The sequence below is a fragment of the Streptomyces sp. NPDC002144 genome (assembly GCF_053593695.1).
The window spans coordinates 235515-261287 of record NZ_JBSFDB010000004.1 but is presented as its reverse complement, the minus strand read 5'-3'; the positions used below and the strand labels follow the sequence as shown (position 1 = coordinate 261287).

The following is a 25773-nucleotide window of genomic DNA, read 5'->3' as shown; positions in this document are numbered from 1 at the left end:
TGCCCCATGTCCGTCGTCCGCGACCTGCGCGTCCTGCTCCGCTTCCGGAACTTCCGACGACTGCTCGCCGTACGACTGCTCTCCCAGGGAGCCGACGGGGTCTACCAGATCGCGCTGGCCGCCTACGTGGTCTTCTCGCCGGAGAAACAGACCTCGGCCGCCGCGATCGCCTCCGCGATGGCGGTGCTGCTGCTCCCGTACTCCTTGGTCGGCCCCTTCGCGGGCGTTCTTCTGGACCGCTGGCGCCGTCGCCAGGTCTTCCTCTACGGCAACCTGCTGCGCGCCCTCATGGCCTCGGCCACGGCCGTTCTGATCCTCGCCCACGTCCCGGACTGGCTCTTCTACGCCTCCGCGCTCTGCGTCACCGCCGTCAACCGCTTCGTCCTCGCGGGCCTGTCCGCCGCCCTGCCCCGCGTCGTGGACGAGGAACGGCTCGTGATGGCCAACTCCCTGTCGCCGACCGCCGGGACGCTCGCCGCGACCGTCGGCGGAGGTCTCGCCTTCGTCGTACGGCTGGTGGTGGCCGACTCGGACGCCGCCGTGGTGCTGCTGGGCGCCCTGCTCTACCTGTGCGGGGCATTGGCCTCACTGCGCCTGGCCCCCGGACTGCTCGGGCCCGACCAGGAGTTGGTACAGCCGCGCCTCGGTACGGCACTCGCCGGCACCGCTCGCGACCTGGCGGCAGCGGTACGGCACCTGACGTCCCCACCGCGCCGGGAGGCGGCCTGGGCGCTCCTCACGATGACGCTGATGCGGTTCTGCTACGGCGCTCTGCTGGTCATGCTGCTGATGCTGTGCCGGTACGCCTTCTCCTCGAACGCGGACGACGGACTGCGGCTGCTGGGACTGGCCTTGGGGACGTCCGCAGCCGGCTTCTTCGCGGCCGCCGTCGTGACGCCCTGGGCGGCGGGACGGCTCGGTCCCGGCCGCTGGATCGTCGTGTGCGCGGCGAGTGCCGCGGTTCTGGAGCCTGCCCTCGGGCTCCCGTTCGCCGTCGGCCCCATGCTCGTCGCCACGTTCGTCCTGGGTCTGACGACGCAGGGGGCGAAGATCGCGACGGACACGATCGTGCAGTCCCGCGTCGACGACGGTTTTCGCGGACGGATCTTCTCCGTCTACGACGTCCTGTTCAACATCGCCTTCGTCGGCGCCGCCGCGGTCGCCGCACTGATGCTGCCACCGGACGGCCGTTCCACGACCGTGGTCGGCACGGTCGCCGTTGCCTACGGAGCGATTGCTGCGACTATGGCCCACTTTGAGCGCCGTAAGTGTCACATGAAGGCCACAGAGTCCACCTGAGCCACAGCAGTGTCAGTGGCGGCCGGTAACTTACCTGCGTCTTACGCGCCTCTTATGTGCGCAGCTCATTCACTTTCAGGGGGACACCCACGTGACCACTCCGCCTCAGGGCCAGAACCCGTTCGCTCAGGTCCAGCAGCCCTACGGCCAGCCGCAGCCTCAGGCACCGTACCCGCCGCACGCCGCCTACCCGCAGCAGCCGGGTCAGCCCGGGCAGCCCGGGTTTCCCCCGCCGGGGGCCGCACCGTACGCCCCGGTTCCGGCGCAGCCTCGCCGCAAGCTGAGCGCCAAGGCGATCAAGAACATCGTCATCGTCGCGGTCGTGGCCGTCGCGGCCATCGTGGGCTACATAGCCAGCCAGGACGACGCCAACACCGCCAAGGTCGGTGACTGCATGCATCGCGGCAGCACCTCCGACACCAACCCGGACCTCGAGGTGGTCGACTGCGGCTCGTCGAAGGCCCAGTACGTGGTGCTGGCGAAGGTGAAGGGGTCGTACTCGACCGAGCTCTCGGCGTCGACGAAGTGCGAGGCCGCGGCCAAGGACTTCCAGTACACGTACACCGAGTCCGGCGACGGCAGCGACTTCCTGCTCTGCCTGAAGGACTACAAGTAACAAGGATCGACATGCTGCGGGGCGGTGTTTCACGTGAAACACCGCCCCGCAGCATGTCCGGTGGCGGCATGTTTCACGTGAAACATGCCGCCGTTTCACGGAGGCTCAGCTCTGCTCGGCCCACCACTCCTTGAGCGCGGCCACCGCCGTGTCGTGCTCCATCGGTCCGTTCTCCAGGCGCAGTTCCAGCATGTGCCGGTAGGCGCGGCCGATGACCGGGCCCGGCGCGACACCCAGGATCTCCATGATCTGATTGCCGTCCAGGTCCGGGCGGATGGAGTCCAGCTCCTCCTGCTCCTGGAGTTGGGCGATGCGCTCCTCCAGACCGTCGTAGGCGCGGGACAGTGCCGCCGCCTTCCGCTTGTTGCGGGTGGTGCAGTCCGAGCGGGTCAGCTTGTGGAGCCGGCCGAGGAGCGGGCCGGCGTCCCGGACATAGCGGCGGACCGCGGAGTCCGTCCATTCACCGGTGCCGTATCCGTGGAAGCGCAGGTGGAGTTCGACCAGACGTGAGACGTCCTTCACCAGTTCGTTGGAGTACTTGAGCGCCGTCATGCGCTTCTTGGTCATCTTCGCCCCGACCACCTCGTGGTGGTGGAACGAGACGCGTCCGTCCTTCTCGAAGCGACGAGTACGCGGCTTTCCGATGTCATGCAGGAGCGCCGCCAGGCGCAGAGTCAGATCGGGACCGTTCTCCTCCAGCGCGATCGCCTGTTCCAGGACGATGAGCGTGTGCTCGTAGACGTCCTTGTGACGGTGGTGCTCGTCGCTCTCCAGTCGCAGGGCCGGCAGCTCGGGCAGAACGTGGTCAGCGAGGCCGGTGTCGACCAGGAGGGCCAGGCCCTTGCGCGGATTGTCGGAGAGGATCAGCTTGTTGAGCTCGTCCCGAACCCGCTCGGCCGAGACGATCTCGATCCGTCCCGCCATCTCCTTCATCGCTGTCACGACCTCGGGAGCCACCTCGAAGTCCAGCTGAGCGGCGAACCGTGCCGCGCGCATCATCCGCAGCGGGTCGTCCGAGAAGGAGTCCTCGGGGGTGCCGGGGGTGCGCAGCACACGGGCGGCCAGATCGGCCCGTCCGTCATGGGGATCGATGAACTTCCGCTCGGGAAGCGCGAGAGCCATGGCGTTCACGGTGAAGTCGCGCCGGACGAGATCTTCCTCGATCGAGTCGCCGTACGACACCTCGGGCTTGCGTGAGGTGCGGTCGTACGCCTCCGACCGGTAGGTCGTGACTTCGATCTGGTAGCCGTCTTTTTGCGCGCCGACCGTGCCGAAGGCGATGCCGACCTCCCAGACGGCGTCCGCCCAGGGCCGGACGATCTTGAGGACGTCCTCGGGGCGGGCGTCGGTCGTGAAGTCGAGGTCGTTGCCGAGCCGTCCCAGCAGCGCGTCCCGGACCGAACCGCCGACGAGGGCGAGCGAGAACCCGGCCGCCTGGAAGCGGCGGGCGAGGTCGTCTGCGACAGGGGTGACCCTCAGCGCCTCGTCCGGCGTGCTGGACGGGGCCTGGTTCGGGGTACGGGCGTTGTCTTCGTTGGCGTTCGGCACAACAGAAGAGGGTACGTGGCCCGAACGACCGCGGGCGCCTCCATTAAACGTGCACAACCCCGCGGTCCTTATACAGGCACATATGGGACGGGACGATCTTGTTCCCCGATCTTGTGGAGCAGTCCGCGGCACTTCCCCTCAGCGCGCATCGTTACCATGCGTGGACGCACATTGCGGCGACCACTGACGACGACGAGGGACGGGCGAACGCGTGGCCGAGGCGGCAGACTTCCAGGGGATGAGTCCCTCACCTGCCCGCCGCTGGCTGCGGCGCTCCGGGGCACTGCTCGCCGGGGTACCGCTGCTGGCCGGTCTGCTCCAGCTGCCCGCCGCGAGCCACGCGGACGCCGTGGGCCGGACCTCCCTGCAGGATGCCTCCGGCTCCGGCTCGGTCGCCATCGCCCTCGACTCCCTCAGCCCGACCGTGCCCTCGGACGGCGACACCCTCACCGTGTCCGGGACGGTGACCAACAACGGCAGGCAGGCGGTCACCGACGCCCATGTGGGACTGCGCGTCGGCCCCGAGCTGACCACGCGTTCCGGCATCGACAGCGCCGCCCGCGACAGCGCCAGCCTCCAGGGCCCCACCGGCACGGAGGTGGGCGGCAAGTACGTCGAGGACTTCGCCAAGCTCACCCCGGGGGTCGCCGAGCCCTTCAGCATCTCCGTGCCGGTCGACAAGCTGGACCTCGGCGACGACGGGGTGTACCAGTTCGCGGTCTCGCTCTCCGGCCAGACCCCCGCCCAGCCGTGGGACCAGGTCCTCGGTATCCAGCGGACCTTCCTGCCCTGGCAGCCCGACGCAGCGGACACCAAGACGAAGACGACGTTCCTGTGGCCCCTGGTCTCCGACGTCCACATGACGGCGGAGACCGGGTCGAACCAGCAGCAGACGCCGGTCTTCCTCAACGACGACCTCGCCAAGGCGATCTCCCCCGGCGGCCGCCTGGACGAGATGCTCTCGCTGGGCAAGAACCTCGACGTGACCTGGGTCGTCGACCCCGACCTGCTGGCCTCCGTCGACGCCATGACCGGCAGCTACAAGATCCAGACCGCGGGCGGCACCGCGGCGGGCACGCACCAGGCGATCGCGAAGCAGTGGCTCGACGAGCTGCAGCAGGCGGTGGCGGACAAGGAGGTCGTCGCCCTCCCCTTCGCCGACCCGGACCTGGCCTCCCTCGCCCACAACGGCACCAGCGTCACCGGCTCGCTGAGCCACCTCAAGGAAGCCACGGACGTCGCCGCCACCACTGTGAAGACGGTGCTGCACGTCACCCCGACGACCGACTTCGCCTGGCCCGTGGACGGCGCCGTCGACCCGTCGATCGTGAAGGTCGCCACCTCCGCGGGCGCCGACCAGATCATCGCCCGCAGCGACAGCCTCCAGGAGACCGGCGGCCTGTCGTACACGCCCTCCGCCGCCCGCCCCGTCGGTGGCGGCGTCACGGCGGTGGTCGCGGACTCCCGTCTGTCGACGGCGTTCCAGGGCGATCTGAGCAAGGCCTCCGCCTCCACGCTGGCCGTGCAGAGGTTCCTCGCCCAGAGCCTCGCCCTGAACACCCAGACGAACAGGCAGCGCAACATCGTCGTCGCCCCGCAGCGCATCCCGACGACCCGCCAGGCCCAGGCCATGGCCGAGGCCGTGACGGACCTCGAGGCCGGGAACTGGTCCCAGTCCGAGAAGCTCACGGCGGCCGCTAAGGCCAAGCCGGACCCCGGCGCCACCACCAAGGTGCCGCCGGCCTCGGAGTACCCCTCCTCGCTGCGCAAGCAGGAGCTGCCGCGCTCGGCCTTCGAGCAGATCGCGGGCACCCAGGACAAGCTCGACAACTTCCGGGTGATCCTGAGCAACGAATCACGGGTGGTGACCCCCTTCGGGCGGGCCATGAACCGCGAGATGTCCACGTCGTGGCGTGGTCGTCCGTACGCCGCGCAGAGCTTCCGCACCGACGTGGACACCTACCTCACCGGCCTGACCGGCCAGGTCAAGCTGATCGACAAGTCCGACACCAAGCTGTCCGGACGCAGCGCCACGATCCCCGTCACCGTCCAGAACAACCTGGTGCAGGGCGTCCAGCACCTGGTGCTGCGGCTCACCTCGAACAGCCCCACCCGCCTCAAGATCGGCGATGACGCCTACGACGAACAGCCCATCGCGGTCTCCGGCGGCCACAGCCAGACGGTGAAGTTCACCACGACGGCCAAGGCCAACGGCCAGGCGACCGTGACGGCCCAGCTGTACACGGAGGACGGTCAGAAGTACGGCGGCCCGGTGTCCTTCGAGGTCAAGGTCACCGAGTTCACGGCCACCGTGATGCTGGTCATCGGCGGCGGCTTCCTGCTGCTCGTCCTCGCCGGTTTCCGCATGTACACCCAGCGCAAGCGGGCAGCCGCCCGCGAAGCCGCGGAGAACGGCCCGGACGACACGGCGGCCGAGGGCGGCGAGGGACCGGAGAACCCCGAGGGCCCGGACAGCCGTCTCAAGGAGGAGTCGGGCACCGATGCCCGGGCAGATGACCCGCAGCAGCCGAGTGACCCGACAGCGGACACCGCAGCGGAAAGCACGGACCCGTCCGGCACGGGTGAGAGAGTGGACCGTTGAGGATGTCGTGGCCGTGGGCCCGGGACTATGAGGTGGGGTAACCATGAACGCGCCGTACGACGGTGACCGCGGCCAGGCCGCGGGCAGCTCGGGGTACCCCGAGGGCCCGCCGCCCGAGCCCGGTCAGGTGCCCCCGCAGCCGCCCGCCGACATGTACCTCCAGGACGCCTACGACCAGGACCCCTACCGCGCACAGGACCTCGCGGCGCAGGATCCCGTCGCCGAGGCGCTCTACGACCGTGCCGCGCATCCCCCGCCGCCCCCGGGCACTTACCAGCCCCAGCAGCCGCTGTACGCCCAGCCGCCCCAGTCGCCGTACGCCCCTGACCCGCGCGTGTGGGCACGGCCCCCGGCGCCCGAGCCGGACGGCGCAACCCAGTACCTGCCGCACGGCGACGACCCCCGCACCACCCAGTACGTCGGTGTCGACGACCTGGTGACCCGGGCCGGTGAGGAGCCTCCCGAGCACGACGCGTTCGCGCACCTCTTCCGGGACCAGCAGCAGGGCGCCGGACCTCTGACGCCCGAACCCCTGACGGTGCCGGGCCCGGCGACCGCTCCGGGTGCGCAGACCCCCGCGTCGGCGCCGGTCGACGACCAGACCATGAACCTCACCCCCGCGCCCGCCGCGCCCCCGGCCGCCACCTCGGCTCCGGCCGGGAAGAAGAGCGGCCGGGCCTCCGGGCTGCTGCAGTCCAGTGCCGTCATGGCCGCGGGCACGATGGTCTCCCGCCTCACCGGCTTCATCCGCTCCGCGCTGATCGTCTCGGCGCTCGGCACCGCCCTCCTCGGCGACACCTTCCAGGTGGCCTACCAGCTGCCGACGATGATCTACATCCTCACCGTGGGCGGCGGCCTGAACTCCGTCTTCGTCCCGCAGCTGGTGCGGTCGATGAAGGAGGACGAGGACGGCGGGGAGGCCTTCGCCAACCGGCTGCTGACCCTGGTGATGGTCGCGCTGGCCGCTCTCACCGTGGTCGGCGTCCTCATCGCGCCGCTCCTGGTGCGGACCCTGTCGAACTCCGTGGCCGGCGATCCCGCCGCCAACGAGGTCGCCATCACCTTCACCCGGTACTTCCTGCCCTCGATCTTCTTCATGGGCGTCCACGTGGTGATGGGTCAGGTCCTCAACGCGCGCGGGAAGTTCGGCGCCATGATGTGGACGCCGGTCCTCAACAACATCGTCATCATCGTGACGCTCGGCATGTTCCTGTGGGTGTACGGCACCTCCAGGGACTCCGGGATGAGCGTCACCACCATTCCGCCGGAGGGGCAGCGGCTCCTCGGCATCGGCGTCCTGCTCGGACTCGTCGTCCAGGCGCTGGCGATGATCCCCTACCTGCGCGAGACGGGCTTCCGGCTGCGGCTGCGCTTCGACTGGAAGGGCCACGGTCTCGGCAAGGCGGCGATGCTCGCCAAGTGGACCGTGCTCTTCGTCCTCGCGAACCAGGCCGGCGCGCTCGTCGTCACCCAGCTGGCCACCGCGGCCGTCAAGGACACGAATATCGCCGGTACCGGCTTCTCCGCCTACGCCAACGCCCAGCTCATCTGGGGCCTGCCACAGGCCATCATCACGGTCTCCCTGATGGCCGCCCTGCTGCCGCGCATCTCGCGCTCGGCCGCCGAGGGCGACGGCGGCGCCGTCCGCGACGACATCTCCCAGGGCCTGCGCACCACGGCCGTCGCGATCGTGCCGATCGCCTTCGGCTTCCTCGCCCTCGGCATCCCGATGTGCACGCTCATCTTCGGCACGTCGGGCACCGGCGGGGCGACCAACATGGGCTACATGCTGATGGCCTTCGGTCTCGGCCTCATCCCGTACTCCGTGCAGTACGTCGTCCTGCGCGCCTTCTACGCCTACGAGGACACCCGGACCCCCTTCTACAACACGGTCATCGTGGCCGCGGTCAACGCGGCTGCCTCCGCCCTCTGTTACCTCGTGCTGCCGGCCCGCTGGGCCGTGGCCGGCATGGCCGCCGCCTACGGCCTCGCCTACGCCATCGGCGTAGGTGTCGCCTGGAACCGGCTGCGCAAGCGGCTGGGCGGCGACTTGGACGGCGCCCGCGTCCTGCGGACGTACGCCAGGCTCGGCATCGCCTCGGTGCCCGCGGCCGCCCTCAGCGGCGCCGCCTGCTACGGAATCGGCCACGCGCTCGGCCAGGGCGTCGTCGGGTCCTTCGCGTCGCTGCTGGTCGGTGGGGCGGTCCTGCTCGGGACCTTCTTCCTCGCCGCTCGCAAGATGCGCATCGAGGAGCTCAACTCGCTGGTCGGCATGGTCCGCGGGCGTCTGGGGCGCTGACGCGGGGGTACGCGCACAACCATCGTCCGCCACCGTGTGTCGTGCATAGCGGCGGACTGTGGGCACAATTGGTTTCGGCGTCGGACGGCGCGCACGGATGGCGGTCGGCGCGCAACGGATGGGGAGGCAGGGACGACGGTGGCGGAACGGAGCACGGCTGCCGTCGACGTGGCAGACAACAGCGGCGACGAGCCGCTGACCGCACAGGCGGACCAGTCCACGGCCGACGGGGTGGCCCAGAACCGGGAGCGGGACACGGAGATCGACGAGGCACAGGGGAGTGACGGGACCGAAGGTTCCGGGGAGGCCTCAGCGCCCGAGCTGCACAGCGGTCACAAACTCGCCAGACGGTACCGCCTGGAGGAGTGCGTCACCCGTCTGGACGGATTCAGCAGTTGGCGCGCCGTGGACGAGAAACTTCGCCGCGCCGTCGGCGTCCACATCCTGCCCGCGGACCACGCGCGGGCACGTTCCGTACTGGCCGCGGCCCGTTCCTCGGCGCTGCTCGGTGATCCACGCTTCGTGCAGGTGCTGGACGCGGTCGAGGAGGACGACCTCGTCTACGTCGTCCACGAGTGGCTCCCCGACGCCGTCGAGCTGACCACCCTCCTCGCCCCGGGCCCGCTCGAGGTGTACGAGGCGTACCAGATGGTCAGTCAGATCGCCTCCGCCATGGCGGCCGCGCACCGTGAGGGCCTGGCCCATCTGCGTCTGAACCCCAACGCCGTGCTGCGCACGTCGTCCGGACAGTGGCGCATCCGCGGCCTGGCCGTGAACGCCGCGCTGCGCGGCATCAGCTCCGCCACCCCGCAGCGCACCGACACGGAGGCCATGGGCGCGCTGCTGTACGCGGCGCTCACCCAGCGCTGGCCGTACGAGAGCGACGCCTACGGTCTGTCCGGGCTGCCCAAGGACGTCGGCCTGATCGCGCCGGACCAGGTGCGGGCGGGCGTGCACCGCGGCCTGTCCGAACTCAGCATGCGCGCGCTGGCCAACGACGGGGCGACCGCTTCCCGGCACGAGTCCCCCTGCAAGACGCCGGAGGAGCTGGTGAAGGCGATCGGTGAGATGCCGCGCATCCGCCCGCCGGAGCCGGCGTTCACCGCCCCGCCGGAGTACCAGCGCACGACCTACCAGCAGGGCACCTACGGCCGTCCGGCACCGCACCCGGGCGCCACCCGTCCCGTCCCGTCACCACCTGCCCCGCTGCAGAGCCGTACCGGCAGGGCACTGAAGTGGGCCGTGTCGGCGCTCCTCATCGCCGCGCTGGGGCTGGGCAGTTGGCAGCTCGCGGAAGTCCTCATGGACAGCGGCAACAAGTCCGACGACACCAACAAGACCCAGACGACGGACGGCAACGACAAGAACGGCAAGGCGCCGAAGCCGGTCAAGACCCTCGCCATCCAGGGAGCACAGGAATACGTCGCCAAGGGCGACGCACAGCACCCGGGCGACGTCGACAAGACCTACGACCACGACAGTTCCACGTACTGGCGCACCGCCAGCTACAAGGACGGTCCGAACATGAACCCCCTCTTCAAGCCCGGCGTCGGTATCGTCTACGACTTCGGCTCGAAGCAGGAGGTGTCCGCCGCCTCGATAGGGCTTCTGTTCGGCGGCAACCACACGACCGTGACGCTGTACGCGACCAATTCCATGAGTTCGTCGGTTCCGCTGACGTCGATGACGAAAATGGGGTCGGTGACGACGACGGGAACGACCGCCAAGGTGAGGGTCACCAAGCCGGTGAAGAGCCGGTACGTACTCGTCTGGTTCACGGCCCTGCCGTACGCGGCAGGCGACTCGTACAGCGACGCGGGATACAAGCAGGCCATCACCGACCTGAAGTTCACAGGCTGAGCACGTCGTCCACGGGAGGGGGTCCGATGGCAGATGGGAACGCATATGGCGACGCAAGCGATCAGGACCTTCTCGCCCGCCATGTAGAGGGCGACCCGGACGCCTTCGGTGAGCTCGTGCGGCGGCATCGGGATCGTCTCTGGGCCGTGGCGCTGCGGACGCTGGGCGACCGCGAGGAAGCCGCCGACGCCGTCCAGGACGCGCTCGTGTCCGCCTACCGGGCCGCCCACACCTTCCGCGGACAGTCGGCCGTCACGACCTGGCTCCACCGCATCACGGTGAACGCCTGTCTCGACCGCGCCCGGAAGGCTGCCTCGCGCAAGACCGCGCCGGTCGACGACACCGAACGGCTGGAGCAGCTGCTGGAGCCGCACGAGGAAGCGTCGGCCCCCGCGGAGCGCAACGACCTGCACCGCCAGCTGCTGGAGGCGCTCGGCACCCTCCCGCCCGACCAGCGTGCCGCCCTCGTCCTCGTGGACATGCAGGGATACCCCGTCGCCGAAGCCGCCGCCGTGCTCGACGTCCCGACCGGAACCGTCAAGAGCCGCTGCGCCCGTGGCAGAGCGAGACTCCTCCCGCTGCTCACCCATCTCCGGCCGGAAAGCGCCGGTACCGGAAAAGAACAGGGTGAGAGGCGGAACCGGACTCAGGGGACATCCGTCCCACCGGCAGCGGGGCCGCCGACTGCCGGTCCACGTGATACCGGGCCAAGCGATTCAGCTGCTGTGAAGGGCGGAGGTGGGCGAGCGTGACATCCACGACGGACAGGGCCGGGCACCCGGACGCCGCCGAGATCTCCGACCTCACCGAGGGACTCCTTCCCGCGACCCGTACCGCCGACATACGGCAGCATCTCGACGGGTGCGAACTCTGCGCGGACGTCCATGCGTCCCTGGAGGAGATCAGGGGACTGCTCGGCACGCTCCCCGGACCGCCGCAGATGCCCGCCGACGTCGCCGGTCGTATCGACGCCGCCCTCGCCGCAGAGGCCCTCCTGGGCGCCACCTCACCCGGCACCGACGACAGCGCTCATGTTTCACGTGAAACATCGGCAACCGCGGATCGTCCCTCCGGGCGGGCACGGACCTCGACGACCGGTCCGGGCCGTAAGAACCGCAAGAGGGCGGGACGTCGCAGGATCGCCGTTCTCGGTGGCGTCTTCGCGATCGCCGCGCTAGGACTCGGATCCGTACTGATCGCCACGCTCGACGACGGAAAGCCCTCCAGCACGGAAGCCGGCGGCCGGCAGACCGCGACGGCGGACACCTTCTCCGACAGTAGGCTGGAGAAGCAGGTGACCGACCTCCTGGCGAAGCCGCAGACCCAGGGACGCGGCTCGTCCGCTCCGCACAGCAGCGTGGGCGTGCAGAGTGACCCTGGCATCGTCTCGCCCAAGATCGACCGTGCGCCCTCGGTGCCTCCCTGCATCCAGAACGGCATCGGCCGCAATGACGTGGCGCTGGCGACCGAGGAGGGCACCTACAAGCGCACTCCCGCCCTGCTCGTCGTCCTCTCCGATCCCTCGGACAGCACTAAGGTGAACGCGTACCTCGTCGACACGGCGTGTGTCTCCCATCCGTCGACGAAAGCCAAGGTTCTGCTGAGGCAGTCCTACACCCGGCCGTAGCGCTGAGGCTTCGCCTGCGTCTCCCGTGGTATCCCGTACGGTGTCGCGTCCTCACGTGCTCCGGCGTCATGCTCCGTGCGCCCGGACACAGCGGGAATGCGCGCCCCTTAGGATCCGTTGGGTGGTGTGAGAGTTCCGAAAGGCGCTCCCGCCGGTCCGACGACGCAGACCAGAGACGAGGAAACTAGCCGTGAGCGACGTCCGTAACGTGATCATCATCGGCTCCGGGCCCGCCGGCTACACGGCGGCGCTCTACACCGCGCGCGCGTCGCTGAAGCCGCTGGTCTTCGAGGGCGCCGTCACCGCCGGTGGTGCGCTCATGAACACCACCGAGGTGGAGAACTTCCCCGGCTTCCAGGACGGCATCATGGGCCCCGAGCTCATGGACAACATGCGCGCCCAGGCCGAGCGCTTCGGCGCCGAGCTCGTCCCGGACGACGTCGTCTCCGTCGACCTGACCGGTGAGATCAAGACCGTCACGGACACCGCCGGCACCGTGCACAAGGCGAAGGCCGTCATCGTCGCCACCGGCTCGCAGCACCGCAAGCTCGGCTTGCCGAACGAGGACGCGCTGTCGGGTCGCGGTGTCTCCTGGTGTGCCACCTGTGACGGCTTCTTCTTCAAGGACCAGGACATCGCCGTGATCGGCGGAGGGGACACCGCGATGGAGGAGGCCACCTTCCTCTCCCGCTTCGCCAAGTCCGTGACGATCGTCCACCGCCGGGACACCCTGCGCGCCTCGAAGGCGATGCAGGAACGCGCCTTCGCCGACCCGAAGATCAAGTTCGTGTGGGACAGCGAGGTCGCCGAGATCCAGGGTGACCAGAAGCTGGCGGGTCTGAAGCTGCGCAACCTCAAGACCGGCGAGCTGAGCGACCTGGCGGTCACCGGCCTGTTCATCGCGATCGGCCATGACCCGCGCACCGAACTCTTCAAGGGCCAGCTCGACCTGGACGAGGAGGGCTACCTCAAGGTCGACGCCCCCTCGACCCGCACCAACGTGGCCGGCGTGTTCGCCGCCGGTGACGTCGTCGACCACACCTACCGCCAGGCGATCACCGCCGCCGGCACCGGTTGCTCCTCCGCTCTCGACGCCGAGCGTTTCCTCGCGGCCCTGGCGGACGAGGAGCAGGCCGAGCCCGAGAAGACCTCCGTCTGACCCCCTTCCGCCCCACCGCACACCAGTAAAAGGAGCCCCCGCAGTGGCCGACCTGAAGAACGTGACCGACGACTCCTTCGAGCAGGACGTCCTCAAGAGCGACAAGCCCGTCCTGGTGGACTTCTGGGCCGCCTGGTGCGGTCCGTGCCGCCAGATCGCCCCGTCGCTCGAGGCGATCGCCAAGGAGTACGGCGACAAGATCGAGGTCGTCAAGCTCAACATCGACGAGAACCCGGGTACGGCCGCCAAGTACGGCGTCATGTCCATCCCGACGCTGAACGTCTACCAGGGCGGCGAGGTCGCCAAGACCATCGTCGGCGCCAAGCCGAAGGCCGCGATCGTCCGCGACCTCGAGGACTTCATCGCCGAGTGACGTTTCACGTGAAACATGAAGGGGGCCGACCCGTCCGGGTCGGCCCCCTTCGCGTTATGCGGCCCGTCAGACCGGTCAGAGAGGACGGAGCGCGGGCTCCTTCTGTACGGCCCCCAGGAGCCGGTCGAGCGCCATCTCCACGTCTTCCTTCCAGGAGAGCGTCGTCCGCAGCTCCAGCCGCAGGCGCGGGTACGTGGGGTGCGGCCGTACGGTCTTGAAGCCCACGGCCAGGAGGTGGTCGGCGGGCAGCACACACGCGGGCTCCTTCCACCGAGCGTCTCCGAAGGCTTCGATGGCCTTGAAGCCCCGGCGCAGGAGATCCTTGGCGACCGTCTGGACCATCACCCGGCCCAGCCCCTGCCCCTGGTATCCCGGCATGATGAACGCGGTCATCAGCTGTACCGCGTCCGGTGACATGGGGCTCGTGGGAAACGCCGTGGAGCGGGGTACGTAAGCGGGCGGTGCGTAGAGCACGAAGCCCACCGGGACATCGTCGACGTACACGACCCGGCCGCATGATCCCCAGTCCAGCAGGACGGCCGAGATCCATGCCTCTTTCTCCAACGCGGCCGTGCCCGCCTTTATCGCGGCCTCACCGCTGACGGGGTCCAGTTCCCAGAAGACACACGAGCGGCAACGGTTGGGAAGGTCCTGAAGGTTGTCCAGCGTGAGCGGTACGAGCCGACGCCCCATGAAGGCTGTTCCTCGCTTCCTTCGCCCGCAGCGTCGCGAGCGGCTGTCAGAGCGCTCCGTTCTCTCAGCAGACTGCCGACGAAGCCGCCGACCGCGCCGAGTCCAAGGCCCGCGCCCACCAGCCCGGTGCGGCTCATCGTTCGCATGGCCCCTGCCCCCTCTCAGAGGTACTGCCAGGTGGATGCGCCATACCTGAACGCATCGTATCCACACAGCCATTCCATCGATACCGCCTGAAAGCAAAGAGCGGGCCGTGTCCGTACACACCGGACACGGCCCGCCTCGTCCACCGGCCGAGCGAGACGACTCGGCCCGCCTCGGACTGCCTAGGCCTCGGACTCCTCCGAGTCACCCTCCCCAAGGCCCTTCTGCAGGACCGGACCCTCGCCCGGGGCGAGCGTGCCGAGGATCCGCTCGAGGTCCTCCATGGAGGCGAACTCGACCGTGATCTTCCCCTTCTTCTGCCCCAGGTCGACCTTCACCCGCGTCTCGAAGCGGTCCGAGAGCCGGGTCGCCAGGTCGCTGAGCGCCGGGGAGACCCGGGCACCGGCCCGCGGGCCCTTGGAGCGCTGAGCCGTCTGCGGCCGCGAGCCCATGAGGGTCACGATCTCCTCGACGGCCCGGACGGAGAGACCCTCGGCCACGATCCGGTGGGCGAGCCGGTCCTGCTCCTCCGAGTCCTCGACGGACAGCAGCGCCCTGGCGTGACCGGCGGAGAGGACTCCGGCGGCGACCCGCCGCTGGACCGCCGGCGAGAGCTTCAGCAGACGCAGGGTGTTGGAGACCTGAGGGCGGGAGCGACCGATGCGGTCGGCCAGCTGGTCGTGCGTGCAGTTGAAGTCCTTCAGGAGCTGGTCGTAGGCCGCGGCCTCTTCCAGCGGGTTCAGCTGCGCGCGGTGCAGGTTCTCCAGGAGGGCGTCCAGGAGAAGCTTGTCGTCCTCCGTGGCCCGCACGATCGCCGGAATCGCCTCGAGACCGGCCTCACGGCTGGCCCGCCAGCGCCGCTCACCCATGATGAGCTCATAGCGCGCGGGGCCGACCTGCCGTACGACGACCGGCTGGAGGAGGCCGACCTCCTTGATGGAGGTGACGAGTTCCTGCAGCGCGTCCTCGTCGAAGACGTCACGTGGCTGGCGCGGGTTGGGGCTGATGGAGTCGAGGGGAAGTTCCGCGAAGTGGGCGCCCATGGGAGGCCCGGGAGTCTCCGCGGCGCCGTACAGCGACGGCTCCTCGGTTTCATGTGAAACAGGCGGCAGCGTCGCCACCTTCGCCGCGGCCACTCCGCGGTCGGTCGTCAGCACCGGAACCGATGCGGGGGACGCGGAAGCCGCAGCCGGGGCCGGCGTCTTCTCCGTCGGGGCCGCGGGGATCAGTGCGCCGAGACCACGGCCCAAACCCCTCCGTCGCTCGCTCACTGAATCCCCTCCACCATGCTCGGGTTGCCCTGGGCCCCGATATGGGCCTGCGTCGGGTCGTAGCTGACGCCGACACCCTTCAGAGCGATTTCTCGTGCCGCCTCAAGATAGGACAAGGCACCGCTGGACCCCGGATCATAGGTCAGCACTGTCTGTCCGTAGCTCGGCGCCTCGGAGATGCGGACCGAGCGGGGAATGCTCGTCCTCAGCACCTCGTCGCCGAAGTGGGTGCGCACCTCTTCCGCGACCTGCGACGCGAGTCGCGTCCGGCCGTCGTACATGGTGAGCAGGATCGTCGAGACATGCAGGGCGGGGTTGAGGTGCCCCCGCACCAGGTCGACGTTGCGCAGCAGTTGTCCCAGGCCCTCCAGCGCGTAGTACTCACACTGGATCGGGATGAGCACCTCCGCGCCGGCGACCAACGCGTTGACCGTCAGCAGACCGAGTGAGGGCGGGCAGTCGATGAGGATGTAGTCCAGCGGATGCTCGTATGCCTGGATCGCCCGCTGCAGTCGGCTCTCCCGCGCCACCAGGGACACCAGCTCGATCTCCGCACCGGCGAGATCGATGGTGGCGGGCGCGCAGAAGAGTCCTTCGACATCGGGGACGGGCTGGACGACTTCGGCCAGCGGTTTGCTGTCGATCAGCACGTCGTAGATGGACGGCACTTCGGCATGGTGGTCGATTCCCAGGGCCGTGGACGCGTTGCCCTGGGGGTCGAGGTCGACCACGAGGACACGGCCGCCGTGCACAGCCAGCGAAGCGGCGAGGTTGACCGTAGTCGTCGTCTTCCCCACGCCACCCTTCTGGTTGGCGACCACGATGATGCGGGTCTGCTCGGGCCGTGGCAGGCCCTCGCCGGCGCGATTCAGCGCCTCCACCGCCAGTTGGGCAGCACGACCGATCGGAGTGTCGTCCATCGGGGGCGGTGTTTCACGTGAAACATCCTCCCCCATCGACTCGGTACGGGGACCGGGGACCGGATCGGTCATCGGTCCCGCGATGTTGGCGTCGGACCGCAAGGATTCACTCTCCTCGACTTCAGGCTCGCAATGAACAGAGCCTCCCATGTCTTCGGGGTTGTGAACCAGTGAGGCCTGTTGTTCTGTGGAGAAATCCACCTCTGTGGACAACTCCACACCCTCATCGAGTGAACCAAGGGGCTTTCGGTCGCGGGGTTCGGCCGCAGCGCGGCCCCGGCTGATGATGCCGTGCAGCAGTGAGCGACGTTTCACGTGAAACACGATGCACAGCAGCCGTGATCGAACTGTCGCGACACTCCGGCGCGCGTAGGTTTGGCAGCTTGTGTGGAGTACGTCTCGTCGTCAGGACGGATCAGCGGCGTCGACGCGCGCGACCGGTGCGAGCGGCCTTCGCACGCTTGGCCGCGAACCGCACACCGCCGGGGCTCTCCCCGACTTCGACCCGGACGACCGTGGACAAGGGATCCACCACTCCCTCACCCACATGCAGGATGGAGGTCTCCACGGCACCGAGCTTGCTGAGCGCCGTGGCGGCGCTCTTGAGCTCCTCCTCCGCGGTGTCCCCCTTGAGCGCCAGCATCTCGCCGTACGGGCGCAACAGCGGGATTCCCCAGGTGGCCAGCCGGTCCAACGGAGCCACCGCTCGCGCCGTCACCACATGGACCGGAGTGAGCTTGCCCATGACCTCCTCGGCGCGGCCACGGACGACCGTCACATGGTCCAGGCCCAGCAGTTCCACGACCTCGGTGAGGAAGGTGGTCCGCCGCAGCAAGGGCTCCAGCAGCGTGATCTTCAGGTCCTCCCGGACGAGCGCCAGGGGAATGCCCGGCAGACCGGCCCCGGAGCCGACGTCGCACACGGTGACGCCCTCGGGGACGACCTCCGAGAGCACCGCGCAGTTCAGCAGATGCCGCTCCCACAGGCGGGGCACCTCCCGTGGGCCGATCAGCCCCCGCTGCACACCCGCCTCGGCGAGCAGCTCCGCATAGCGCACCGCGTCCGCGAAGCGATCACCGAACACCTCACGCGCATGCTCGGGCGCAGGGGGGAGTTCCGCTGCCTCCGTCACGGGGACCGTCCTTCCGTACCGCACCGGCGCACTCGGCGCCGACCACCAGAACTATCAGGCTGACAAAGACCGGCCCCGTCTGCGCAACAGACGGGGCCGGAGGAACGTGGGGACCGATCAGGCGGGAAGCACGACGACGAAGCGCTGCGGCTCCTCGCCCTCGGACTCGCTGCGCAGGCCCGCGGCCTTGACCGCGTCATGCACCACCTTGCGCTCGAACGGCGTCATCGGCTGCAGTTTCACCGGCTCGCCGCTGTTCTTCACATCGGCGGCGGCCTTGGCACCCAGCTCGGACAGCTCGGCACGCTTCTTGGCCCGGTAGCCAGCGATGTCCAACATCAGCCGGCTGCGGTCCCCGGTCTCCCGGTGGACGGCCAGGCGTGTCAGCTCCTGCAGCGCCTCCAGCACCTCGCCGTCACGGCCGACCAGCTTCTGCAGGTCTCGGCTTCCCGCGTCGCTGATGATCGAGACAGCGGCGCGGTCGGCCTCGACGTCCATGTCGATGTCGCCGTCGAGATCGGCGATGTCCAGCAGACCCTCGAGGTAGTCCGCCGCGATCTCGCCCTCCTGCTCCAGGCGGGTCAGGGTGTCTGCACCCTCGGCAGCGGCGGAGGTGGTGCCTTCCGTCACGGGATGGGCTCCTTCTTACTTCTTGGAGGGGGACTTGGGGCGCTGCGGGCCTTTGCGCTGCCCGGACTGGGCCTTGCTGCGGGTGCCGCCGGCACCGGGCTGTGGAGCGGCCTTCTTGGCAGGGGCGGCAGGCTTGGCGTCCTCGGGCTCGTCGGACTTGCTCAGCGAAGTGGTCTCACCGGCCGGCTTGGCACTGCCGGACTGCCGCTGGGCCTTGGTCTGACGCTTGGGCTGCTGGCGCTTGGGAACGGCGGTGCCGGTCGTCGTGGGCGTACCGTCCTCGGTCTGGACCGCCACGGCGCTGTCGCTCTTCACCACGGTGCCGTCGGCCTGGGCCGCGAGGCCCGCCTTGTTCAGACCGTTGATGAACTTGCGCTCGAACTCGTTGCGGTCGCGGCCCTTGGCGACGATCGCCTTGACGATCGTCTTCTCGCTGCGGCGACGGACCTTGCCGTGCTGCGTGACGTGCTTGCTCAGGCGCTCCAGGTAGGCGGCCTGGGCCTTGGAACCCGGGGTGGGGTTGTTGTGGATGACGTACATCTGCTGGCCCATGGTCCACACGTTGGTGGTCAGCCAGTAGACGAGGACACCGACCGGGAAGTTGATGCCGAAGACGGCGAACATGACCGGGAAGACGTACATCAGCATCTTCTGCTGCTGCATGAACGGCGTCTTCACCGTGGTGTCGACGTTCTTCGTCATCAGCTGGCGCTGCGTGTAGAACTGCGACGCCGACATCAGGACGATCATGAGTGCGGTGACGACCCGCACGTCGGTGACCGTGGCGCCCAGGGCGTGGACGGTGGCGGCGCCGTCCTTGAACTTCGCGGCGAGCGGCGCCCCGAAGATGTGCGCCTTACGGGCGCTGGCCAGCAGCGAGTCGTTGATGACGCCGATGGTCTTGCCCGAGGCGATGCCGTTGAGCACGTGGTACAGGGCGAAGAAGAACGGGGACTGCGCCAGGATGGGAAGGCACGAGGAGAGCGGGTTGGTGCCCGTCTCCTTGTACAGCTTCATCATCTCTTCGGACTGACGCTGTTTGTCGTTCTTGTAGCGCTCCTGGATCTTCTTCATCTCCGGCTGGAGCGTCTGCATGGCCCGCGTCGACTTGATCTGCTTCACGAAGAGCGGGATCAGGCAGATACGGATCAGGATCACCAGGGACACGATCGACAGGCCCCAGGCCCACCCGGTGTCGGGGCCGAAGATGGCGCCGTACATCTTGTGGAACTGGACGATGACCCATGAGACGGGTGTCGTGATGAAGCTGAAGAGGCTGGCAATCGTGTCCACTAATCATGCTCCTTGGGCATGGGACGAGGTCTCTGCGGCCGGGCTCGAAGGAGGATTCTCTTCGGTGCTCGAAACAGGATTCTCTTCGGTGACCGGTTCGGCGGCGGAGGGCCCGCCCCTGCGTGCGCGCCAGGCGTCACGCAGCATTTCGTGCCACCGCGGGCGCTTGCGCTCAGGGACATGGTCCACACCGCCCAGCGACCACGGATTGCACCGCAGGATGCGCCAGGCCGTGAGCGCCGTGCCCTTGATGGCGCCGTGGCGGTCGATGGCCGTGTAGCCGTAGTGGGAACACGACGGGTAGTACTTGCACACCGGTCCGAGCAGCGGACTGATCGTCCACTGGTACAGCTTGATCAGAGCCAGCAGCGGGTACTTCATCGCGCGCCCCCTCCCAGCAGCCGCTCCAGGGCGGCATCCAGGTCTCGGGCCAGTTGTACATGGTCGGCGTCGCCCGCACCGGGCAGCGCTCGTACGACTACCAGGCTACCGGGGGGAAACAGGGCGACTCGATCGAGCATCAGATGACGAAGCCTGCGCTTCACCTTGTTGCGGACGACCGCTCCACCCACGGCCTTGCTCACGACGAAACCCGCACGCGTCGGGGGAGCGCTCTCCCCAGGCGCGTGCGGGTCCGTGGCACCGCTACGAAGATGGACGACGAGGGACGGGCGGCCGGCCCGGCGCCCTCGTCGTACCGCGGTCGCGAAGTCCTCGCGCCGCCTCAGCCGGTTCTCGGTGGGCAGCACGACGGCATGACCTGACCGGGATCAGGCGGACAGACGGGCGCGACCCTTGCTACGGCGGGACGCGAGAATCGCGCGGCCGGCACGGGTGCGCATACGCAGCCGGAAGCCGTGGGTCTTCGCGCGACGACGGTTGTTCGGCTGGAAGGTGCGCTTGCTCACTCGGGGGCTCCAGAAATCAAATCGGTGGTTGCGGGTGCCGTCCTGGCTGTCACCGTGCGCCCACGAGTAGCTCGCAGTTACGCCCGAGTGCACCGCTTCCCGATCACCTTCAGCGATCTGTGCCCTTCGGAGGCAGGCGGCAGCAGCCATCGACAACTCGACCTGGTTACGGTACGCGCGGCTACGCCATCCGGTCAAACCAGGGGTCACGGAGAGACACTATCCACAGGCTGGGGACAACAACTTGAACCGCACCCGTCGCCCTGACTACCGTGGCTGAACTCCGATTCGTTCCCTTGACCCCTTGTTCTTGGCTCCACCCCATTTGAATCCCGACCCGTCCCACAACCACACGTTCGTGGGACTCGTGAGAGAGCGTGCCCTGTGGCTGACGTACCTGCCGATCTTGCCGCAGTGTGGCCACGAGTACTGGAGCAGCTTCTCGGCGAGGGGCGCGGGCAGGGTGTGGAGACGAAGGACGAGCACTGGATCCGGCGCTGCCAGCCGCTCGCGCTCGTCGCCGACACCGCCCTGCTCGCCGTACCGAACGAGTTTGCGAAGGGGGTGCTCGAGGGGCGCCTCGCGCCGATCGTCAGCGAGACGCTGAGCCGCGAGTGCGGCCGCCCGATCCGTATCGCGATCACCGTCGACGACTCCGCCGGCGAACCCCCGGCCCCGCCGGCGCCCCCGGTCCGCTCCCAGCCGCGCTACGAGGAACCGGAACTGCCCTCGGGCCAGTACGACGGCTCCTACGACAACCAGTACGAGGGGTACGGCCGCCACCGCGCCGACGATCGCCACCAGGCGCGCACCGAGCAGCTGCCCGGCGGCCCGGGCGACCAGCTGCCGCCCCCGCGCGCGGACCAGCTCCCCAGCCCGCGCCCGGCCTACCCCTCCGAGTACCAGCGTCCCGAGCCCGGCGCCTGGCCGCGCCCTTCCCAGGACGAGTACAGCTGGCAGCAGCAGCGCCTCGGTTTTCCGGAGCGCGACCCCTACGCCTCTCCGTCGCAGGACTCCTACGGCTCCCCGCAGGACTCGTACGCCCCGCCGTCCCAGGACTACCGTCCGCAGTCGATGGAGCGGCCGCCCTACGACGGCCAGCGCCCCGACTACGACCAGACGCGCCCGGACTACGACCGCGACGGCCGGAGCGAGTACGACCGCGCCCCCCGCCGGGAGCTGCCCGAGCCGCCGTCCGGCTCGGGACACGTCCACCGCGGCGGCCCCGTGGGCCCCAACCTGCCCACCACCGGCGCCCCCGGCCCGCTGGCAGCGAAGCCCGCGCCGGCCACCGGTCCCGGTGAGCCCACCGCGCGCCTGAACCCGAAGTACCTCTTCGACACGTTCGTCATCGGCGCCTCCAACCGCTTCGCGCACGCGGCCGCGGTCGCCGTCGCCGAAGCACCGGCGAAGGCCTACAACCCCCTGTTCATCTACGGGGAGTCGGGCCTCGGCAAGACCCACCTGCTGCATGCCATCGGGCACTACGCGCGCAGCCTCTACCCGGGCACGCGCGTGCGTTATGTGAGCTCGGAGGAGTTCACCAACGAGTTCATCAACTCCATCCGCGACGGCAAGGGCGACAGCTTCCGCAAGCGCTACCGCGAGATGGACATCCTGCTCGTCGACGACATCCAGTTCCTCGCGGACAAGGAGTCGACGCAGGAGGAGTTCTTCCACACCTTCAACACGCTCCACAACGCCAACAAGCAGATCGTGCTCTCCAGCGACCGGCCGCCCAAGCAGCTGGTCACGCTGGAGGACCGGCTGCGGAACCGTTTCGAGTGGGGTCTGATCACCGACGTCCAGCCGCCCGAGCTGGAGACGCGCATCGCGATCCTGCGCAAGAAGGCGGTGCAGGAGCAGCTCAACGCCCCGCCGGAGGTACTGGAGTTCATCGCCTCCCGCATCTCGCGCAACATCCGCGAGCTGGAGGGCGCGCTGATCCGGGTGACGGCGTTCGCCTCGCTCAACCGGCAGCCGGTGGACCTGGGGCTGACCGAGATCGTCCTCAAGGACCTGATCCCCGGCGGCGAGGACTCCGCTCCCGAGATCACGGCCGGCGCCATCATGGCGGAGACCGCGCAGTACTTCGGGCTGACGGTGGAGGACCTGTGCGGCACCTCGCGCGGCCGGGCCCTGGTCACCGCCCGGCAGATCGCCATGTACCTGTGCCGTGAGCTGACCGACCTCTCGCTGCCGAAGATCGGCGCGCAGTTCGGCAACCGCGACCACACGACCGTCATGCACGCGGACCGCAAGATCCGCAATCTGATGGCCGAGCGACGCTCCATCTACAACCAGGTGACGGAGCTGACGAACCGCATCAAGAACGGCTGAGCCGGCCGCACTCACGCCGTCGAGGGCGCCCCCGGGACCGATCCCGGGGGCGCCCATCGTCGTCCCGGGGACACCCGCTGTTCGATTACCTGCCGGGTTACGGCCTCTCTCCACAGATCCGGTGACTTTTTCCCGTCCACATGCTGGGGACTGCGAAGTTGTCCAGATCACGGTCCACAGGCAGCCTGGTGGAAGACGATCACCCCAGTTCAGGTGGCTGTGGATTCGTGGACGAAGGATCTCCACAGACTGTGGACAGTCGGAAGATCCACAGGCTGTGCATCGAGTTGTCCACTGACAACCCACAGGCAGGGCCCCGTTGTCCCCAGCGAATCGCCACTTCTCCACATGCCTGTCCACTGTTCGGCAACCCGACGCGCCTGATCACCGCGTCGAGTGAAAGGCGTCACATGAAGGTGCCGGGTTGGGCTGTGGGAAACGTGGGTAAAGCTGGGGACGGCACTGGGGAGAAGTCGCCTCAGGCTGTGCACGGGGTGTGCAGAACTTTCCGTTCTCCACAGAACCCCGGAGTTGTCCACCGCCTCCGCCCACAGGGCCAGTGGACAAAATCTCGCCTCTGAGCTGGGAAAACGGGGTTATCCACGGTATCCACAGCCCCTACTACTACTCCCGACTAGAGAGAGTGAGAAGTTCGTTTCGAAGAGGGCCCTGTGCACAACTCGCCGTCCGGCTCCCGGCTGCTCCTCGTCACGACTTGACCCCGACGGGCGCCTACTGTCAGTGCCGTGCGTCAGACTGTTCCCTGGTGTCCTTCCCGCCACAGGGGCCGACGACACCGAGACAGACGACGAAGCCAGGCAGGCCGTAGAAGCGCCGGCAACAGCAGGAGGCGGCAACAGTGAAGATCCGGGTGGAACGCGACGTACTCGCGGAGGCAGTGGCCTGGGCGGCGCGCAGCCTCCCGGCCCGTCCGCCGGCGCCTGTCCTCGCCGGCCTCCTGCTGAAGGCCGACGACGGGGCCCTGAGCCTGTCCAGCTTCGACTACGAGGTTTCCGCGCGGGTGTCGGTGGAGGCGGAGGTCGAGGAGGAGGGCACGGTCCTCGTCTCCGGCCGGCTGCTCGCCGACATCTGCCGCGCCCTCCCCAACCGCCCGGTGGAGATTTCCACAGACGGTGTACGGGCGACGGTGGTCTGCGGCTCCTCGCGGTTCACACTCCACACCCTGCCTGTGGAGGAGTACCCGTCCCTGCCGCAGATGCCGAACGCGACGGGCACGGTGCCGGGCGAGGTCTTCGCCTCCGCGGCCGCCCAGGTGGCCATCGCCGCCGGCCGTGACGACACGCTGCCCGTCCTCACCGGTGTGCGCATCGAGATCGAGGGCGACACGGTGACGCTGGCCTCCACCGACCGCTACCGCTTCGCGGTCCGCGAGTTCCTGTGGAAGCCGGAGAACCCGGAGGCCTCCGCGGTCGCCCTGGTGCCCGCCAAGACGCTCCTGGACACGGCCAAGGCGCTGACCAGCGGTGACAGCGTGACCCTGGCGCTGTCCGGCTCGGGCGCGGGCGAGGGTCTGATCGGTTTCGAGGGCGCCGGGCGGCGCACGACCACCCGCCTCCTCGAGGGCGACCTCCCGAAGTACCGCACGCTGTTCCCGACGGAGTTCAACTCGATCGCCGTGATCGAGACCGCCCCGTTCGTGGAGGCCGTCAAGCGCGTGGCTCTGGTCGCCGAGCGCAACACCCCGGTGCGGCTCAGCTTCGAGCAGGGCGTGCTCATCCTGGAGGCCGGCTCCAGCGACGACGCACAGGCTGTGGAGAGGGTCGACGCGCAGCTGGAGGGCGACGACATCTCGATCGCCTTCAACCCGACCTTCCTGCTGGACGGCCTGAGCGCGATCGACTCCCCCGTCGCCCAGCTCTCCTTCACCACGTCCACGAAGCCGGCCCTGCTGAGCGGCAAGCCGGCCCTGGACGCGGAGGCGGACGAGGCCTACAAGTACCTGATCATGCCGGTTCGGCTCAGCGGCTGACACGGTGCCGGTTGTCCACAGGCCGTGGAGAAAGACCTCGCGGCCTGGGGAAACCCGCAGGTCGGGGCGTACATCTGAGCGTGTATGCCCACAGCTGTGCGTGAGCGTCCGGGTCTAGGCTCGGACGTGGGTACGAACAGGTGCCTCACACGCCACACAGCAACCTAAGGATCAACACTGATGGAGCTCGGTCTCATCGGCCTCGGCAAGATGGGCGCCAACATGCGCGAGCGGATCCGCCGCGCGGGCCACACCGTCGTCGGATACGACCGCAACCCGGACCTCGCGGATGTCCACAGCCTGAAAGAGCTTGTGGAGAGCCTCGCGGCCCCGCGCGTGGTCTGGGTGATGGTCCCTGCCGGTGCCCCCACCCAGTCGACGGTCGACGAGCTGGCCGAGCTTCTTGAGCCGGGCGACGTCGTCGTGGACGGCGGCAACTCCCGCTGGACGGACGACGAGAAGCACGCAGAGGAGCTCGCGGCCAAGGGCATAGGCTTCGTCGACTGCGGGGTCTCCGGCGGCGTCTGGGGCCTGGAGAACGGCTACGCGTTGATGTACGGCGGCGACGCGGAGAACGTCGCCAAGGTGCAGCCGGTCTTCGACGCCCTCAAGCCGGAAGGGACGTTCGGCGCGGTGCACGCCGGCAAGGTCGGCGCCGGCCACTTCGCGAAGATGGTCCACAACGGCATCGAGTACGCGATGATGCAGGCCTACGCCGAGGGCTGGGAGCTGCTGGAGAAGGTCGACTCCGTCACGGACGTGCGCGAGGTCTTCCGCTCCTGGCAGGAGGGCACCGTCATCCGTTCCTGGCTGCTGGACCTGGCGGTCAACGCCCTCGACGCGGACGAGCACCTGGACAGGCTGAAGGGTTTTGCACAGGACTCCGGCGAGGGACGCTGGACTGTGGAAGCAGCCATCGACAACGCCGTGCCGCTCCCGGCGATCACGGCCTCCCTCTTCGCGCGGTTCGCGTCGCGCCAGGAGGACTCTCCGCAGATGAAGATGATCGCGGCGCTGCGGAACCAGTTCGGCGGCCACGCGGTCGAGACGAAGTAATCCACAGGGCTGC

General features: G+C 68.8%; 22 protein-coding genes. 12 read left to right on the top strand and 10 right to left on the bottom strand.

The window, feature by feature from the left end; translation table 11 throughout:
* Nucleotides 1–6 precede the first annotated feature (6 nt).
* Nucleotides 7–1299 (top strand): MFS transporter, encoded by a 1293-nt coding sequence (locus ACWCQ1_RS08420; RefSeq protein ID WP_451026095.1) that lies wholly within the window; start codon nt 7–9, stop codon nt 1297–1299.
* 91 nt (nt 1300–1390) lie between these two features.
* Nucleotides 1391–1915: an LppU/SCO3897 family protein gene (locus ACWCQ1_RS08415; RefSeq protein ID WP_451026094.1), complete on the top strand. Its 525-nt coding sequence runs from the start codon at nt 1391–1393 to the stop codon at nt 1913–1915.
* A gap of 105 nt (nt 1916–2020) precedes the next feature.
* Here the strand turns inward: ACWCQ1_RS08415 and ACWCQ1_RS08410 are convergent, their stop codons facing one another.
* Complete coding sequence (locus ACWCQ1_RS08410; RefSeq protein ID WP_451026093.1) at nt 2021–3463, bottom strand: CCA tRNA nucleotidyltransferase; 1443 nt, start codon at nt 3461–3463, stop codon at nt 2021–2023.
* A gap of 211 nt (nt 3464–3674) precedes the next feature.
* On the opposite strand from ACWCQ1_RS08410, the gene ACWCQ1_RS08405 reads away from it, so the two are divergent.
* The 7 genes from ACWCQ1_RS08405 to trxA all read left to right on the top strand — a co-directional run bounded on the left by ACWCQ1_RS08405 (nt 3675) and on the right by trxA (nt 13383).
* Nucleotides 3675–6065 (top strand): DUF6049 family protein, encoded by a 2391-nt coding sequence (locus tag ACWCQ1_RS08405; RefSeq protein ID WP_451026092.1) that lies wholly within the window; start codon nt 3675–3677, stop codon nt 6063–6065.
* A 43-nt stretch (nt 6066–6108) separates the two neighbouring features.
* On the top strand, nt 6109–8364 hold the full coding sequence (murJ, locus tag ACWCQ1_RS08400; RefSeq protein ID WP_451026091.1) for a murein biosynthesis integral membrane protein MurJ: 2256 nt from the start codon (nt 6109–6111) through the stop codon (nt 8362–8364).
* A gap of 138 nt (nt 8365–8502) precedes the next feature.
* Complete coding sequence (locus tag ACWCQ1_RS08395) at nt 8503–10224, top strand: serine/threonine protein kinase (RefSeq protein ID WP_451026090.1); 1722 nt, start codon at nt 8503–8505, stop codon at nt 10222–10224.
* 26 nt (nt 10225–10250) lie between these two features.
* Entirely contained in the window at nt 10251–10976 is a 726-nt protein-coding gene (gene sigM, locus ACWCQ1_RS08390; RefSeq protein WP_133048351.1) for an RNA polymerase sigma factor SigM, read from the top strand.
* A complete protein-coding gene (locus ACWCQ1_RS08385) occupies nt 10973–11851 on the top strand; it encodes a hypothetical protein (RefSeq protein WP_451026089.1) in 879 nt (292 codons plus the stop codon). Before sigM ends, ACWCQ1_RS08385 begins: the two co-directional genes overlap by 4 nt.
* Nucleotides 11852–12041: 190 nt before the next feature.
* The gene (gene trxB, locus ACWCQ1_RS08380) at nt 12042–13010 is read left to right on the top strand and encodes a thioredoxin-disulfide reductase (protein WP_133048353.1); all 969 of its coding nucleotides are present in this window, start codon (nt 12042–12044) and stop codon (nt 13008–13010) included.
* A 43-nt stretch (nt 13011–13053) separates the two neighbouring features.
* The gene (gene trxA / locus ACWCQ1_RS08375; RefSeq protein WP_058924306.1) at nt 13054–13383 is read left to right on the top strand and encodes a thioredoxin; all 330 of its coding nucleotides are present in this window, start codon (nt 13054–13056) and stop codon (nt 13381–13383) included.
* Between the two features lie 75 nt (nt 13384–13458).
* On the opposite strand, the gene ACWCQ1_RS08370 is transcribed toward trxA, so the two are convergent.
* The 9 genes from ACWCQ1_RS08370 to rpmH form a co-directional block, all read right to left on the bottom strand.
* The gene (locus ACWCQ1_RS08370; protein ID WP_133048354.1) at nt 13459–14076 is read right to left on the bottom strand and encodes a GNAT family N-acetyltransferase; all 618 of its coding nucleotides are present in this window, start codon (nt 14074–14076) and stop codon (nt 13459–13461) included.
* A 326-nt stretch (nt 14077–14402) separates the two neighbouring features.
* Nucleotides 14403–15491 (bottom strand): ParB/RepB/Spo0J family partition protein, encoded by a 1089-nt coding sequence (locus ACWCQ1_RS08365; RefSeq protein WP_133048355.1) that lies wholly within the window; start codon nt 15489–15491, stop codon nt 14403–14405.
* Nucleotides 15488–16561, bottom strand: coding sequence for a ParA family protein (locus ACWCQ1_RS08360; protein ID WP_133048401.1), 1074 nt, complete (start codon nt 16559–16561; stop codon nt 15488–15490). The genes ACWCQ1_RS08365 and ACWCQ1_RS08360 overlap by 4 nt, the downstream gene beginning before the upstream one ends.
* A 265-nt stretch (nt 16562–16826) precedes the next feature.
* Nucleotides 16827–17543, bottom strand: coding sequence for a 16S rRNA (guanine(527)-N(7))-methyltransferase RsmG (gene rsmG / locus ACWCQ1_RS08355; RefSeq protein WP_208780334.1), 717 nt, complete (start codon nt 17541–17543; stop codon nt 16827–16829).
* Between the two features lie 117 nt (nt 17544–17660).
* On the bottom strand, nt 17661–18173 hold the full coding sequence (locus ACWCQ1_RS08350; protein WP_133048357.1) for a Jag family protein: 513 nt from the start codon (nt 18171–18173) through the stop codon (nt 17661–17663).
* A gap of 15 nt (nt 18174–18188) precedes the next feature.
* Nucleotides 18189–19466 carry a membrane protein insertase YidC gene (gene yidC, locus ACWCQ1_RS08345; RefSeq protein WP_133048358.1) on the bottom strand — a complete coding sequence of 426 codons (1278 nt, stop codon included), beginning with the start codon at nt 19464–19466 and terminating at the stop codon, nt 18189–18191.
* Between the two features lie 3 nt (nt 19467–19469).
* Nucleotides 19470–19847, bottom strand: coding sequence for a membrane protein insertion efficiency factor YidD (gene yidD / locus ACWCQ1_RS08340; protein WP_208780332.1), 378 nt, complete (start codon nt 19845–19847; stop codon nt 19470–19472).
* Nucleotides 19844–20215 (bottom strand): ribonuclease P protein component, encoded by a 372-nt coding sequence (gene rnpA, locus ACWCQ1_RS08335; RefSeq protein ID WP_451026088.1) that lies wholly within the window; start codon nt 20213–20215, stop codon nt 19844–19846. Before rnpA ends, yidD begins: the two co-directional genes overlap by 4 nt.
* Before the next feature lie 21 nt (nt 20216–20236).
* Entirely contained in the window at nt 20237–20374 is a 138-nt protein-coding gene (gene rpmH / locus ACWCQ1_RS08330) for a 50S ribosomal protein L34 (RefSeq protein WP_003956500.1), read from the bottom strand.
* 384 nt (nt 20375–20758) lie between these two features.
* On the opposite strand from rpmH, the gene dnaA reads away from it, so the two are divergent.
* The 3 genes from dnaA (at nt 20759) to gnd (ending at nt 25760) form a co-directional block, all read left to right on the top strand.
* Nucleotides 20759–22714, top strand: coding sequence for a chromosomal replication initiator protein DnaA (dnaA, locus tag ACWCQ1_RS08325; RefSeq protein ID WP_133048361.1), 1956 nt, complete (start codon nt 20759–20761; stop codon nt 22712–22714).
* Nucleotides 22715–23573: 859 nt separating this feature from the next.
* On the top strand, nt 23574–24704 hold the full coding sequence (gene dnaN / locus ACWCQ1_RS08320) for a DNA polymerase III subunit beta (RefSeq protein WP_133048363.1): 1131 nt from the start codon (nt 23574–23576) through the stop codon (nt 24702–24704).
* A gap of 180 nt (nt 24705–24884) precedes the next feature.
* Complete coding sequence (gene gnd / locus ACWCQ1_RS08315; protein WP_358600604.1) at nt 24885–25760, top strand: phosphogluconate dehydrogenase (NAD(+)-dependent, decarboxylating); 876 nt, start codon at nt 24885–24887, stop codon at nt 25758–25760.
* Nucleotides 25761–25773: the final 13 nt, after the last annotated feature.

Bases quoted from the DNA above. Each gene is read 5' to 3' on its own strand.
- sigM (WP_133048351.1), top strand. From the start codon at position 10,251: ATGGCAGATGGGAACGCATATGGCGACGCAAGCGATCAGGACCTTCTC.
- yidD (WP_208780332.1), bottom strand. From the start codon at position 19,847: ATGAAGTACCCGCTGCTGGCTCTGATCAAGCTGTACCAGTGGACGATC.
- gnd (WP_358600604.1), top strand. From the start codon at position 24,885: ATGGAGCTCGGTCTCATCGGCCTCGGCAAGATGGGCGCCAACATGCGC.
- ACWCQ1_RS08420 (WP_451026095.1), top strand. From the start codon at position 7: ATGTCCGTCGTCCGCGACCTGCGCGTCCTGCTCCGCTTCCGGAACTTC.
- murJ (WP_451026091.1), top strand. From the start codon at position 6,109: ATGAACGCGCCGTACGACGGTGACCGCGGCCAGGCCGCGGGCAGCTCG.
- ACWCQ1_RS08360 (WP_133048401.1), bottom strand. From the start codon at position 16,561: ATGGGAGGCTCTGTTCATTGCGAGCCTGAAGTCGAGGAGAGTGAATCC.
- ACWCQ1_RS08370 (WP_133048354.1), bottom strand. From the start codon at position 14,076: ATGGGGCGTCGGCTCGTACCGCTCACGCTGGACAACCTTCAGGACCTT.